Below are 13,778 nucleotides of genomic sequence, written 5' to 3' on the forward strand. Positions count from 1 at the left end.
GAGTGAGCCATGAACGAATTTACCCCCGTCGTAGCGGGCGACGATGCCGTCGCTATCGCGCGTATCCTTGCCAATGATCACGTCGCCGATGTCGTCGAGGCCCTGAACCGGGAATCTCGCGATACCGCGATAGAACTGCTTTGCGAAATGCCGTTCGAGCGGCTGGTCGAGATCTTCGACCAGCCTGAACTCGACGGCGCCTCCGATCTGGCCGAGGCGCTGCCGCGCGCCAAGGCGTGCAAGCTCCTGACCGCCATGTCGGTCGACCGCGCCGCCGATATCCTGCGCGAACTGGACGAACCGGCGCGCTCCGAGCTGCTCGGCGGGTTGGTCCCGCCGCTGCGGGCAACGCTGCTTTCCATTCTCGGCTATCCAGAAGGCAGCGACGCCTCGATCATGACGACCGAATTCGTCAGCGTGCCGTCGGACTGGACCGTCGGGCGCACGCTCGACTACATCCGCAAGGTGGAGCGGACGCGGGAGACCGTCTACGCCATCTACATCGTCGATCCAGACACGCATGTGCTGGTGCGCTCGACCGGCCTGCGCCGGCTGATCACCGGCGAGCCGGACGATCCGATCCTGTCGGTGGCGCCGGATCGCGCCCCGGTGACGGTGACGCCGCTGACCGATCGCGAGACACTGGCGCAGACGATCTCCAAATATGACCTGCTCGCGGTTCCCGTCGTCGACCACGGCAAGATCCTCGGCATCGTCACCATCGACGACATCATCGACACCATGATCGAGGAGACGACCGAGGACGCGCATCGTTTCGGCGGCATGGAGGCGCTCGACGAGCCCTACATGATGATGAGCTTTCTCGCCATGATCAAGAAGCGCGGCGGCTGGCTGTGCGCGCTGTTCATCTCGGAGATGCTGACCGCCAACGCCATGCAAAGCTATGAAGGCGAACTGGAGAAGGCGATCGTGCTCACTCTGTTCATTCCTCTGATCACGAGCTCGGGCGGCAATTCCGGTTCGCAGGCGACCTCGCTCGTCATTCGCGCGCTGGCGCTGCGCGAGATCGGCCTTCGTGACTGGTGGCGGGTGGCGTTGCGCGAATTGCCAACCGGCCTGGTACTCGGCGCCATGCTTGGCGTGGTCGGCATCTGCCGCATCGCGCTCTGGCAGTATATGGGCTTCTACGATTATGGGCCGCATTGGCCGCTGATCGCGGCGACCGTGGGGGCAGCCCTTGTCGGCATCGTCACCTTCGGCTCGCTGTCGGGGTCGATGCTGCCGTTCGCGCTGAAACGGATCGGCTTCGATCCGGCGAGCGCCTCGGCGCCGTTCGTCGCCACGCTGGTCGATGTCACCGGCCTGGTGATCTATTTCTCGGTGGCGCTGGTCATCCTGCGCGGCACTTTGTTGTAATAAGCTTCAGGCCTCCCATCTCGGTGGCAACAGCGGCTGCCATGGGGGGTTCTTCAAGATCGAGCGCGCGGGCGTCAATCGACCCGCACGCCGTTCTTCACGCGGTAGGTAGGCCTGTACATGGTGACCAGTTCCTCCGCTGCCGTCGGGTGGACGGCCATGGTGCGGTCGAAATCATCCTTGGTGACGCCGGCCTTCAGCGGAATGCCGAGCAACTGCGCCATCTCGCCGGCGTCCGGCCCGAGGATGTGCGCGCCGAGCACTTTTCGCGTGGCGCCATCGACCACCAGCTTCGTCAGCATCCTTTCGTCGCGGCCCGACAGCGTGTGCCGCATCGGCCGGAATGTGGCGCGGTAGATTTCGATATCGGAGTAGCGCTTGACGGCATCGTCCTCGGACAGCCCGACGGTGCCGATCTCCGGCTGTGAGAAGACGGCGGTCGGAATGGTGTCGTGGTCGGGCGCGGTCGGATTGCCCTTGAATGCGGTCTCGATGAAGCACATGGCTTCGTGGATCGCCACAGGCGTCAACTGCACGCGGTTGGTGACGTCGCCGATCGCCCAGATGTTGTCGATGTTGGTGCGGGAATACTGGTCGACAACGATGGCGCCGGTTATTCCGAGCTCGATACCGACGCCTTCCAGGCCCATATTCTCGGTGTTTGGGAGGCGGCCGATGGCGAGCATGACCTGGTCGACGGTCAGCACCTTGCCGCCGGTGACCAACGCATCCAGCCTGCCGTCCGGCCGTTTGCGGACCCATTCCGACACGGCGTGGCAGAGGATCTTGATCCCCTTCTTTTCCATGATTTCGTGCAGCATGTGCCGCAGGTCCATGTCGAAGCGTGACAGTATCTCCTTGCCGCGATAGACCAGCGTGGTGTCGACGCCCAAGCCATGGAAGATATTGGCGAATTCGACGGCGATGTAGCCTCCGCCCTCGATCATGATCGCCTTCGGCAGTTGCTTGAGGTCGAAAACCTCATTGGAAAACATGCAATGCTCGTGACCGGGCAGCGCCGGGTGCGGCGCCGGCCGGCCGCCGGTGGCGATCAGGATCTGGTCGGCGGTGACGGTGCGGTCATCGCCCAGGAGATGCACGACATGCGGGTCGACCAGCATGGCGCGCGAGTGGAACGTCTCGCCGCCGGCGCCTTTCACGTTCTTTTCGTAGATCGCTTCCAGACGGGCAATCTCGCGGTCCTTGTTGGCGACCAGCGTCGGCCAGTCGAAGCTCGCCTCCGGCACCGTCCAGCCATAGCCGGCGGCGTCGGCAAAATGCTCGGGAAATTGCGAGGCATAGACATAGAGTTTTTTCGGCACGCAGCCACGGATGACGCAGGTGCCGCCATAGCGGTATTCCTCCGCGATGCCGACACGTTTGCCGAGCGCTGCCGCTACGCGCGCCGCCCGAACCCCGCCGGAGCCGCCGCCGATGACGAAGAGATCGTAGTCGTAGCCGGCCATGCTGCTGTTCCTTGCCCCAAGAAATGTTTGAGACAGGTAGGCTGCATGAAGCCAAAAGAAAAGCCCGGTTTCCACCGGGCTTTCTGGTCCAGCGGCAAGGATGCCGGTGGCGAAATCAGACGTCTTAGTTCTTCGGCGCTTCCGGCTGGTCACCGTCTGCGGGCGCATCGCCGTCGGCAGGTGCAGCGCCATCGGCGGGGGCAGTTGCGTTATCCGGCGCAGGCGCGGCCGGAGCAGCGGCCTTCGCGGCGGCTGCCAGCGTTTCGCCGACCTGCTGGGCGAGATCGCGCGCCAGGCCGTTCTGCCAGATGTCGGCGGCCTTGACCAGTTCGCGCGTCACGTTGGGGCCGTTGTCGAGCAGCTTCTTGCCGGCATCGGAATTGTAGAAGGCGGCGATGTCGGTGAGATCCTTCTCGGAGAACACCTTGGCATAGGCCAGCGCTGCTTCCTTCTCCAGATCGGCACGGCGCGAGGCCAGCGCCAGTGCCTTTTCGCTGACGGTCTTGCCGATCAGCTCCTGCATATCAGGGTTCTTCTGGATAAGCTGCTGCTCGAGCGAGGCCGCCGCTTGCGGCAGGATGTTGTCGAACGAGTCGGTCGCGTGGATTGCCGTGACCGCCGCCCGTGCCGCCTTCAGATGCGATTCCGTGATCTCCTGCGAGAACGCCGGGGAGGAGAAGGCGAAAACGGCCGAAGCCGCCAGAACGGCGCAAAGATTGCGAACCCGGTTATGCAACATCATGATCGGTAGAACTCCCTGGTTTTCGGGCGGCATGGACGGTTTGGATGCCGTCGCCGCCGGCGATGATGGCCGCTGACGCCAGCCCGATGAAAAGACCATGCTCGACCACACCAGGAATGGCATGGAGAGCATTCGAAAGCGCTCTTGTATCCGGAATGCGGCCAAAAGATGCATCGAGGATAAAATGGCCGCCGTCTGTAACAAAAGGCTGGCCCCCCGTCATCCTCAATGTAACCGGGCCGGAAAGGCCGAGACTTTTGGCCGCTGCCGCGACCGCGATTTCGGTCGCGCACAGGCCGAATTGGTTGACTTCGATCGGCAAGGGAAACCGGCCAAGGGTGTCGACCATCTTCGAGCGATCGGCAATGACAATCATGCGCTGAGATGCCGCCGCGACGATCTTCTCGCGCAGCAGCGCGCCGCCGCCGCCCTTGATCAGTGTCAGCGCCGCGTCGATCTCGTCGGCGCCGTCGACGGTAAGGTCGAGCTCGGGCGTTTCCTCAAGCGTCGACAGCGGCACGCCAAGTTCGCGGCAAAGGGCTGCGGTGCGCTCCGACGTCGGCACGCCGATGACGGACAAGCCGGTGGCGATCTTTTCGGCCAGCAGCCGCACGAATTCGTCGGCCGTCGTCCCGGTGCCGATGCCGATGCGCATGCCGTCGCTGACATGGGCAAGGGCTGCCCGCGCGGCCTCGACTTTCAATTGCCTCGCATCCATGCTCGCCCCAGGGGTTTGGCTTGGTTCTGATTTTTCTGGATGCGCGCTCCTAGCACTTTTGCCCGCAGGGTCAAAGACTTTGGCTCGCACCGGCTTGCCTGAAAGAAGCGCAGCCGCTATCGCCTGCCTGCAATGCATCAGCCACAGGACAGGCCATGACCCAACCGATCATCGTGTTCGACCTCGACGGGACGCTGATCGACACGGCGCCGGACCTGCTCGACAGCCTCAACCACAGCCTTGCCGCCAGCGAGCTTGCCGCTGTCGACGAGGCCGGCTTCCGGCGTTTTGTCGGCCAGGGCGGACGGGTGATGATCGAGCGCGCGCATACCGCGCAGCAGAAGTCGCTGGCGGTGGAGGAGCACGACCGGCTGCTCAAGCTGTTCCTCGACCACTACACGCTCAACATCCCCGGCAAGTCCCGCCCCTACCCCGGCGTGGTCGAGGCGATCGCCCGCTTCGACAAGGCCGGCTACCTGCTTGCCATCTGCACCAACAAATATGAGGCGAATTCGAAAGCGCTGATCGAGGCGCTCGGCCTGACCAAGCATTTCGCCGCGATCGCCGGCCAGGACACGTTCGCCTTCCGCAAGCCCGATGCGCGCCATCTGACCGAGACCATCCGGCTCGCCGGCGGCGATCCGCATCATGCGCTGATGGTCGGCGATTCGCAGACCGACATCGACACGGCCAAGGCCGCCGGCATTCCGGTGGTCGCCGTCGATTTCGGCTACACCGACCGCCATGTCAGGGAATTCGAACCATCGGCGGTGATTTCGCATTTCGACGCGCTGACGCTCGACCTGGCGGAACGGCTGATCGCAGCGGCGGCCGGCTGAGCGAAACGGGGATTCCGCGGCAGCGCCTGTCCTCGGCTATTTCAGGCATAGAAGGCGGGCGCATCGCCTTGACTTCAACGGCATGCCTCCCTTATATCGCGGCTCGCTTGGCCTTCGGGCAACGAGCGGGCGATTAGCTCAGCGGGAGAGCACACCCTTCACACGGGTGGGGTCGCAGGTTCAATCCCTGCATCGCCCACCATTTTCTTTCCCTGAACAGCGCACTCCAAGCCAGCACTCCTAGCAGCTGCAACTCGCCCCTTCCCCACCAAAATTCTTCTGCGCGAAGTTCAAGGCGCTTGAGTAGCTCGTGTAGCTCTGGAACTGGCATACATCGGATCCGTTCCGCACCTTCATCTGCTCGAGATCCCAGAACGAAACCTCGATGTGATCGTTGGCGCAGTAGACCGTGTATTTTTCAGGCTCCAGCGCTCGTGCCTTCTGCGCCGGGATGGAGACGGCAGGAATGGAAAGCACGGAAAGTGCAAGCATGATGGCGTGACGTGTGCGCATGTAAAAACCCCGAATGGAAACCAGCCCGTATTATTGCCGCTATCTTGAAGCGCTGCATCACGGCTTTTTGACGAACGAATTCTTTCCGGTGCCCGGCTCGCCGTCAGCTATGTGCTGATCCAGATCTCCGCTGTGTTGGCGCTAATTGGTACCGCTCGGGGGCGCGTGGCCGGCAGCAGGGAGGTCGGCTTGGATTGCGTCCATTCGGTCATGGTGTTCCCTGCAAGGCATCGCAGCGCCGCGCGAGCCTAAGCCTTCTTCTTTCGTCTCCGTGATCCCGCCCGCATTGCAATTTCGCCGCCACGAACCGTTTCGTACTGGTCGGCGTCGACAATCGATTTGTCGAAGGTGATGCCGGTCATTTCGGAGATTTCCGTTAGCGGGTACATGGCGCCGATGAATTCGTCGGAGACGGCAAACTCCAGCTCCGTGTCCGACAGATCCTGTTCGAGGACGAAGCCATAGCTGGCGAGCCCGTCTGTGACGCGCGCCACGATCACCTTCCAGAAACGGCGCGGCACCGGCGCGCGAAGACTTGTTCCCTTGGGGCCTTTGCCGGCAAAGGTTCGGTCGTCATCGGCGAGCACCGGGCCAGCGAAGACACACAGCCGTTCGCTGGCCGCCTCCGACAGGACGTGGTTCTCAAGATCGCCCCAGTTCTTCTCGCCGCTGTCGGAGCGGTTGTAGCCTTCGACCTGGGGCGAGCAATTGGTGACATGGAAGGAGCAGACATTGCCCCTGAGCAGCAGCTCGAAGGTGCTGCCCCAGGCCACGTCATCGCGCCTGACGATATGGCCCTTGTCGAAGGCGCCCTGATCCTGGGTGTAGAAGACATCGGGGATCTGATACTCGTCATCGAGCCGCAGATCCGGGAACCAGCGCTCGCTGAACAGGCCGCCGCGCGAATAGTTGCGGCCCTTTTCCGGCTCGCGCAGATTGCTCTCCTCGGTGACGTTGGAGGCGGTGAACAGCGCCAGCCGCCGCTTGGCGTGCATCTTGAGCGAAAAATTCTGGTAGTCGAGTTGCGTGCCGCCGGCCTTGAGCGGCGCCAGCACGGAGAGGTCGGTGGCCTCAGGCATCGGCACAACGACCGGCGCGAGTTTAGTGCCGCCAGAGAGAAATTTCTCGTCGTAGCCCTTATAGCCGGCATAGTCCGCGACCGTTTTGGGAACGAATGCGCCGCCTGGAGGGGTCGGCTTGGCCGCTTCGAGATCGACCGATTCCGTGACCGCTTCATGGGCTGGCGTTGCGCCGAGCGAGACGGTGATGCGCAACGGCACTTCGAAGGTGACGCTGCTGCCCGGCGAAACGACGACACCTCCGGATGGAGGCGTCTGAGTGGCGACGCCCGGGATCTGCTGGACGCCGCCGACTTCAACCAGGTTTACGCCCTCGGCCGGCGACCCGCTGTCCGCCTTGTTCCACCATGCGCCCCAATCGTTTGGGCCGCCGCTGGCGGCGCCGGCGAAATTGAGGCCGAGGTCGACGACACGCTGGTCCTTGGCGAGCGCGCCGGTGGGCACGGCGTAGTTGCGCTCGAGATAGCGGCCGGCGAAATGCAGCGCCACGACCTCGCCGGTGGCGAGGTTGATCATGGCGGTGCCGGAGTTGCCGCCAGTGGTCGAGCAATCATGTGTCGCCGCGCTGACGATCTTGCCGAAACTCTCCGTATCGAAGCCGCCCTGCAGCATGCCCGGTTGCAGGCGCTTGACCTGGAAACGATTGCGCATGAGCTCGTTCTGGACATCGACCGCGTTGCGATTGTCGAACGCGGGATAGCCGATGGCGACGACTTCCTGGCGCAGCATATCGCGCGCGTCGGCGACCGCGAGCGACAGCGGCGTGATGTTGTCGGGCAGGCCTTCGACTTCGAGTATCGCCATGTCCCAATAGGGATGGATCATCCGGACATTGCGGATCTTGAAGACGTTTCCTGCCGCCGAATCGCGCTTGAAGTCGATGCCGGCGGCGCGGCCGTTGATGAATTGCAGATTGCGGTCGCCAAGGCCGTCCGCAAATATCTGCGCCACATGACGGTTGGTCATCAACAGGTTGCGGCCGACGACGAAGCCCGTGCCGCCGTAAGGGATATTGGTGTCCCACAACAGTTCGATACGCCCGATCGCCGGCAGGGCGGCTTCGATGCGCTGCTTCAATGCGGCCTCGCTGGTAAGCTTCGTCCACAGCGAATGGCCAGGTGTCGGAGCGCCGTCGAAAGTCAGCGTCGTAAAGGTGCCATCCTTGATGTCATAGACCGGCCGCAACTCCGGGATGATTATGGCTTCCAGATCGGAAAGCTGCTCGGGCGCGACTTCGGCGCCCCGCGCGAGGCTCTCCAGGCCAGCGCGCGCCGATTCAAACGCCGCCTCCGTCTTGCCGGCTTCCGCAGGCGCAAGGGATTCCAGGCCGCCGCCTGCCATCGTCTCCATGTTGCCGAGGACCGATTCAGTCCCCTCGCCCCCGGTGACGAGATCGAGATATTGACGGATTCGCTGCTCTCTGCTGACCGGCATAGTCGCCCTCAAAGGTTCTGTCGAAGTAAAGAACTGTATTGCCCCATTTTAGACTGGTGCAATTCTGATTGGCAGGCAAGGAAACAAATCAACTCGCGTCGAAGATGACCGGAGTGCAACGTCGGCATGTCTCTTTGCCGCAGTCGCTCGCGCGATGTATGACGCTCGCATTATTTCAGCGATGCCGTATGTGATCTCCGTCACAGACGCTCACGCTGTTTGCGCCCACCTATCGCAACGGGTGGAAGGGCCATTGCGGCCGCTCGGTTTTACAGAAATTTTATCACCTATCCATTTTTATCAGTTGGCGCCTGCACGCGCGGCTCCTCTCGTCGCCGCGCGTGCAGGCGGCTTTCCGCCCGGCACGAGCCAGGCACTGGGCGCGACCACTGCGCCAAGCCTTTAGAAGGCGTAATCGCAAGGGATGAACGCCGGCCTTTGACGCGGTGCACTCTTGCCTTAGACTTCGGCCCTTAAACTTCGCCGATTGCGGCAATTGGGAATTTGGAACATGGCTTTTGGCGGCCCAAACGACAGAAACGATCTGCCGCGCCTGGCACGCATCGATCCAAAGCTGTTCGATATCCTGTTCAGCGGCTGCAAGGTCGAGCGCTACGCCGCCGGCCAGCATCTGTTCGTCCAGGAAGATGCCGCCGACCGGATCTACGGGGTGATGAGCGGCACGGTGGAAATCTCGATCTATTCGCCTGGCGGGCAGAAGCTGGTGGCCAATATCGAGCTGTCGCGCAGCCTCGTCGGCGAGATCGGCGCGCTTGACGGGCGGCCACGCACCGCCACCGCCATCTGCCTGACCGCTTGCGAGCTGGTTTCGCTCAGCAGGACACAACTCTTTGATCGCATTGAGAGAAATCCACCGCTGGCACGCGCGATGATCGAACTTCTGTGCGCCCGGCTGCGCTGGGTCAGCGGCGAACTCGGCGACCAGGCCTTCTTCGGCATCGAGGCGAGGCTCGCCAAACGCCTGGTCTTCCTGGCCAAGGTGATGGCCGACAGCGCCGGCTGGATCCCGATCTCGCAATCGGAACTCGGAGAGTTCCTCGGCGCCACGCGCGAGTCCGTCAACAAGACGCTCAACGACTGGCGCAACCGCTCGTTCATTGCCATCAAACGCGGCGGCCTGCGCATCACCGACACCGGGGCGCTGCGCCATATCGCCGAATCGCAGGACGACGACTGACGCCGATCCCGAATCAGCCCCGGCTAAGACTCAGAGCCGCGAAATCAGGTAGCGCAGCGCCGAGCGGCTGGGCATGAAGAAGTATCCACCACCCTTGGTGGTGACGAATTGCGGCATGTCACGGAGCGTCGTGACCTTTTCCCATGACGGAATGGTGAACCTGCCATCACCGCTGCGCGAACCAATCGTCGGGTCCTTTTCAGCGACGAGGCCCTGGAACGTGGCCGACGAAACCCAGGTCTGCTGAATGAATTCGTACTGGCGCTCTATGTCGGCGTTGAGGCACATGAACAGCAGCCCTTTTTCGACCTTGCCATTCTTGCCGTCCTGCTTCTCATAGGTACGGCCGACCCGCAGGATACGATGGCGCTTGCCGATATTGATCTGCGTATCGCGGTCCTCACCCAGCGAGTCGCGTGGGTTGGAACGGCGAATGTGGGCACCAAGCGGGCAGCGATGGCCTTGCGGATCCTCGGCGCCAGCGGCGAAGTTGTTGTCGATGACGCGTCCCGGATGATCGGGGTTGCGCACCAGCGAGCTACCGTTCTGCCAGCGGCCGAGCATCTTGGCGGCAATCCAGTCTTGCGTGATGGCTTGGTTGCCGACTTGGCTCGCGACCAAGGCTGCAGCCTTTTTGCAGTAGTTGTTGAAGACGTCGACGTGCTGCTCGAACTGGCGAATAACCAGGAATGAACCGTTGCGCCCGAAATCGCGCGGCGGTGGCGGCAGGCCCGGAATCAGCCGGCTACGGCGCACCTGCGAAAGGATTCCGGTCCGATCGCGTGATGCGCTTACCGAGGGCGAGGCTGGATAGAACCCATGCTCATCACGATAGCCGAACAGGAACTCGCCGGGCGCGACCAGATGCATGGGCGCGGCGCCCCTGCTGGCGCGGGTCGTGCCCCGGACAATCGGCTGCGAAATCCCGTCCGCGAAACCGAAATGCTCGTAGGCTGGCCCACGTTCCGACCGATCGTCACGCTTTGCCCCGTCGGAAGATTTCGTCTTCGTGTCGGTCTGACCCCGGTTTACGGCGAGCGGCAGTTCGGCAACGACCTTCATGCCTGCACCGGTCGTCTTTCGTCTCACTGTGGCAATCTCGGTCTTCAACCGTCCCGGGTCTTCGGCATAGCAGACGATGACCAGGTCCACAGGGTTCTCCAACGACCCCCACTCCCATTCGTCCGGGCCGTCGCGGCCTCGGTCGTCCAGTATGCGCCCACGCTCGGGATTGCCCATGCCATGGCGAAAGGCGATCGGAAATGTTTCCAGTGGATCGCCCTCCACACCCTCGTCGAGCCCAAACTGCCGCAGGCCACCGGGACCAAAGGCGACTATCATAGCGCGCCCGGCGGGCCTGCCTTCGCCGAAACTCGTCTGCTCGACAACGAAATCGAGCCAGGCTCTGCGCTTGGGCACCGGCAACTTGTCCGGCACCCGGATCGCAAGCATATGCGAATAAGCGAGCGGGCCGAGCGGGCCGAAGAAGATGGACTGGATCTCGCCGGTTTCCAGCTGCTGTTCGAGAGGCGCCGGAAAGGCAGAGCTGATATTGGCCAGCAGCGAAGTGGTCTTTTGAACGGTGGTTGTTTCGCTCGCCGGGCGCCGTAGCGAACCGAACAAGCTCAGCCAGTCGCGCGCCTCGTTGCCGACGGCGGAAGCAATGCCGCGCCTGACCCGGGAATTGATCCGGATGCGCTCTGTGTTGATTTGGGGATAGGCGGAGTACCAGAACAGGGTCGGCACCTGCTGGCGCCGCGCCCAGCGCTTGAAACGATCGCCGTCGCGCGCGCCGTCCAGGAACAGCCATCGTGTGCGTGGATAGCCCACGGTGTTGCTCCACACGCCGGTGAGGCCAGCGGACGCCTTGGCGATGAAGTCCTCAAGATAGCTTTCCCAGCTGCCGCCGTAGTTGGAGAAGAACATCAATCGGTTGGAGCCGGGCAGCAGTATCCAGCGGGCGAAATGGATGGTGTTGATGGTGTTGAGGAAGCCTGGCTTGAATACCTTCTGGGCAGCTATCGAGATCAGGTAGAAAGAAAACCTGAGCGCCAGCCGCCGCAGGATGCCGGCCTTCATCGTCGAAATCGCAGTCAGATGGTTCTGTGCCGCGTGGCCCTCCTTGACGAGTATCGCGTTCAATTCAGATATGCCGATCGATGTGCTTTCCGGCCGATCCCTGTCCTCGCGGCGTCGCAGCGCCAGCAAGCACGAAAACGCCAGCAGCGCCGCTGCCACCAACACTCCAAGTCCGGACAACAGAAGTGAGGTGATTGCCACGGCTATAGCGGTGAAGGAGATTTCCTGGGAACTGATGTCGATAGATCTGCCGAACACCACACTGTAGGTCATGTACCAGCAAGCAGCCCAGATGATCGCCACCGTGACGAAGACCGGTGGTACCAGCAACGTCGTCATCAGAGCACGGCCCCAATGACCCGGCGGCTTTTCCAGCAGGCTCTCGGCCGGCTCGAACGCCCAGGCAAACGTCTCTAATGACTGGACATGCTGGCGAACTTCAGCGAGCACGGCAGGAGCGTTGCCGGCGCCTTTGCGTGGCCGCTCGACGATGTCGCGCACGGCTTCGAAAAGCTGCTGCTCGGCCTTGATACGCTGGACCGAGTGCCCCGGCGTGCCCGAAAACACCAGTCCGGCATTGCTGCCGAAGGACGGCGATATGTCGACATTGTGCTTGCGCAGGAAATCGTTCAATGCGCCGCCATCGCGCAGATCGCAGACATCCTTGAAGATCGGCCGTAGCCGGTGCCCGATGGCGTGCGTGACCGCATCGATGACATCGTCGATGCTGCCGTCACCGGAAATCTCGAGAACCAGAGCTCCTTTTTCCTGACCGGAATCAGCGCCGATCTCGCCGGTGCCGACCACGGTCAGGCTGGTGAAGTGGACGGTGCCGGCAATGTCGAGCGCGGGGCGGATATCTTCGACGGCCGGGTTGCCGAGGCTGGCAACCTTGTCGCGGACAGCATCCAGCGACGCGGATCGGGTGACCGGGCAGACCACCGTCACCATAGACTGCGTTACGGTGCGGCAGAGTTCTGCCCGTTCGAAATCGACCTTGAGGGTTTCGGGATAGGCGCCGATGCGGGTCATCCGCCCGGCCTTGCCGGGCATGCGGCGCACGCCCTGCTTCTGGAACAGGGCGCGCAGGCTTTCGCCGATCTGGATCCTGGCAATCTCGGCGCCGATGCACTGATGAATGCCGTGGCCGAACACCATGTAGTCGCGATGCGGGCGCGATGTGTCGAACTGGTCCGGGTTCTGCACGGCGTCGGCATCGAACATCGCCGACAGCGTCGCCGGCATCACCACCGTGCCGGCCTTCACCAGGCGCTCGCGGCGCGTACCCTTGCCGATGATCGCGTCGCGGGCCGTGTAGCGCCAGGGGCCGACCCAGATCGGCTTGAAGCGCATGGCTTCAAGGACGGCCCTGTCGAGCTTGGCGGTATCGTTTTCGGCCAATGCGGCATCGATAGCCTGCCTTGCGTCGGGCCGCGACAGGATCACGTCGAGGCAATTGCCGGCGGCCAGCACATTGGTCGGGACGAAGCCGGCGATCATGCCCAGCATGATCGAATTGAGGTCGTCCCGCGACAGGCGGCCCTGATCCATCTGGACAACCAGCCTCGCCAGCGGTTGCTCGGCCTTCAAGCCCCGGTCCCTAGCCGACTGGATGGAGCGATCGATGACTTTGAGAAGACGGTCGCCCGCCACCACTGCGAGTTCGCGCATGACGGGGCTCGCCGTCGGGTCCGAAAAGAACAGCGCACTCAGCGCGATCGCCCAGTCGGCGAATTCGGATTCATCGTCGATCTCGACGCCGAAATAATCTCGACAGATATGCACCGGGACGATCTTCATCAACCTGGAGATCGCATCGAAGCCGGGGCTGGCGCGCGTCATGATCTCTTGCGAATGACGCGCCGCGATCGGCCTGACGGCGGCTTCGACCTCGGCCGGCGGGAATGCACTCAGCACCGACGATTTCATGCGCCGGTAGTCGGCGCCGTCCTGCATGCCGAGGATGAAGTTGGATCCCCGGGCAAGCTCGGTCATTTCCGGGCCGTATGGGGTCTGGAATTCGTCGCCGCGCTCCAATATGTCGCGGACATCGGCGTTCTTGGTGACCACGAGAACACCGAAGAGCTTGCCGGTCGGCCGGAAACGCCGCAACAAGGAAAGCGCCCAGCGGGGGTCTTCGGCCAGAGACCCGACGATGCGCGCAATCAGCCCTGTCTTCCGGATCCGGCCGAGATCGAAGGGCGGCATTTCCGACAGCGGGCGCTGGTTTTTCTGGGCCGCGCGAATAGCGTCGAAATACTTCAGTTTGGTCATGCGCGTTCAAGCCCCCCGGCTATCCACGTTATTGCGATGCCGGCCGTTCAAGGCCTAGG

The 13,778-nt window shown here is 62.9% G+C and carries 9 protein-coding genes and 1 tRNA gene; 4 read left to right on the forward strand and 6 right to left on the reverse strand.

Translation table 11 applies throughout. From position 1 onward, the window contains the following. Positions 1-9: 9 nt before the first annotated feature. On the forward strand, positions 10-1,377 hold the full coding sequence (mgtE, locus tag NKH54_RS23055) for a magnesium transporter (RefSeq protein WP_353028975.1): 1,368 nt from the start codon (positions 10-12) through the stop codon (positions 1,375-1,377). A gap of 74 nt (positions 1,378-1,451) precedes the next feature. Here the strand turns inward: mgtE and gor are convergent, their stop codons facing one another. The 3 genes from gor to rpiA form a co-directional block, all read right to left on the reverse strand. Beyond that, a complete protein-coding gene (gene gor, locus NKH54_RS23060; protein ID WP_353028976.1) occupies positions 1,452-2,843 on the reverse strand; it encodes a glutathione-disulfide reductase in 1,392 nt (463 codons plus the stop codon). Between the two features lie 124 nt (positions 2,844-2,967). Further along, on the reverse strand, positions 2,968-3,585 hold the full coding sequence (locus tag NKH54_RS23065) for a DUF2059 domain-containing protein (protein ID WP_023668979.1): 618 nt from the start codon (positions 3,583-3,585) through the stop codon (positions 2,968-2,970). Beyond that, positions 3,572-4,303, reverse strand: coding sequence for a ribose-5-phosphate isomerase RpiA (rpiA, locus tag NKH54_RS23070; RefSeq protein WP_023820739.1), 732 nt, complete (start codon positions 4,301-4,303; stop codon positions 3,572-3,574). Before rpiA ends, NKH54_RS23065 begins: the two co-directional genes overlap by 14 nt. Before the next feature lie 155 nt (positions 4,304-4,458). Here rpiA and NKH54_RS23075 point away from each other — a divergent pair, with 155 nt between their 5' ends. Further along, positions 4,459-5,142, forward strand: coding sequence for a phosphoglycolate phosphatase (locus tag NKH54_RS23075; RefSeq protein WP_353028977.1), 684 nt, complete (start codon positions 4,459-4,461; stop codon positions 5,140-5,142). A gap of 127 nt (positions 5,143-5,269) precedes the next feature. Continuing rightward, a tRNA-Val gene (locus NKH54_RS23080) sits at positions 5,270-5,344 on the forward strand. Between the two features lie 38 nt (positions 5,345-5,382). On the opposite strand, the gene NKH54_RS23085 is transcribed toward NKH54_RS23080, so the two are convergent. Together NKH54_RS23085 and NKH54_RS23090 are read right to left on the reverse strand one after the other, a co-directional pair. Further along, positions 5,383-5,655: a hypothetical protein gene (locus NKH54_RS23085; RefSeq protein ID WP_023706833.1), complete on the reverse strand. Its 273-nt coding sequence runs from the start codon at positions 5,653-5,655 to the stop codon at positions 5,383-5,385. 248 nt (positions 5,656-5,903) lie between these two features. Then, on the reverse strand, positions 5,904-8,168 hold the full coding sequence (locus tag NKH54_RS23090; RefSeq protein WP_353028978.1) for a DNA/RNA non-specific endonuclease: 2,265 nt from the start codon (positions 8,166-8,168) through the stop codon (positions 5,904-5,906). A gap of 511 nt (positions 8,169-8,679) precedes the next feature. Here NKH54_RS23090 and NKH54_RS23095 point away from each other — a divergent pair. Next, positions 8,680-9,366 (forward strand): Crp/Fnr family transcriptional regulator, encoded by a 687-nt coding sequence (locus NKH54_RS23095; protein WP_023668987.1) that lies wholly within the window; start codon positions 8,680-8,682, stop codon positions 9,364-9,366. Between the two features lie 30 nt (positions 9,367-9,396). Here NKH54_RS23095 and NKH54_RS23100 read toward each other — a convergent pair whose 3' ends face one another. Continuing rightward, positions 9,397-13,719, reverse strand: a complete 4,323-nt coding sequence (locus NKH54_RS23100) for a cytochrome P450 (RefSeq protein ID WP_353028979.1) — start codon at positions 13,717-13,719, stop codon at positions 9,397-9,399. Positions 13,720-13,778 lie beyond the last annotated feature (59 nt).

It is taken from the genome of Mesorhizobium sp. M1004 (assembly GCF_040318795.1).
Taxonomy (GTDB): Bacteria; Pseudomonadota; Alphaproteobacteria; order Rhizobiales; family Rhizobiaceae; genus Mesorhizobium.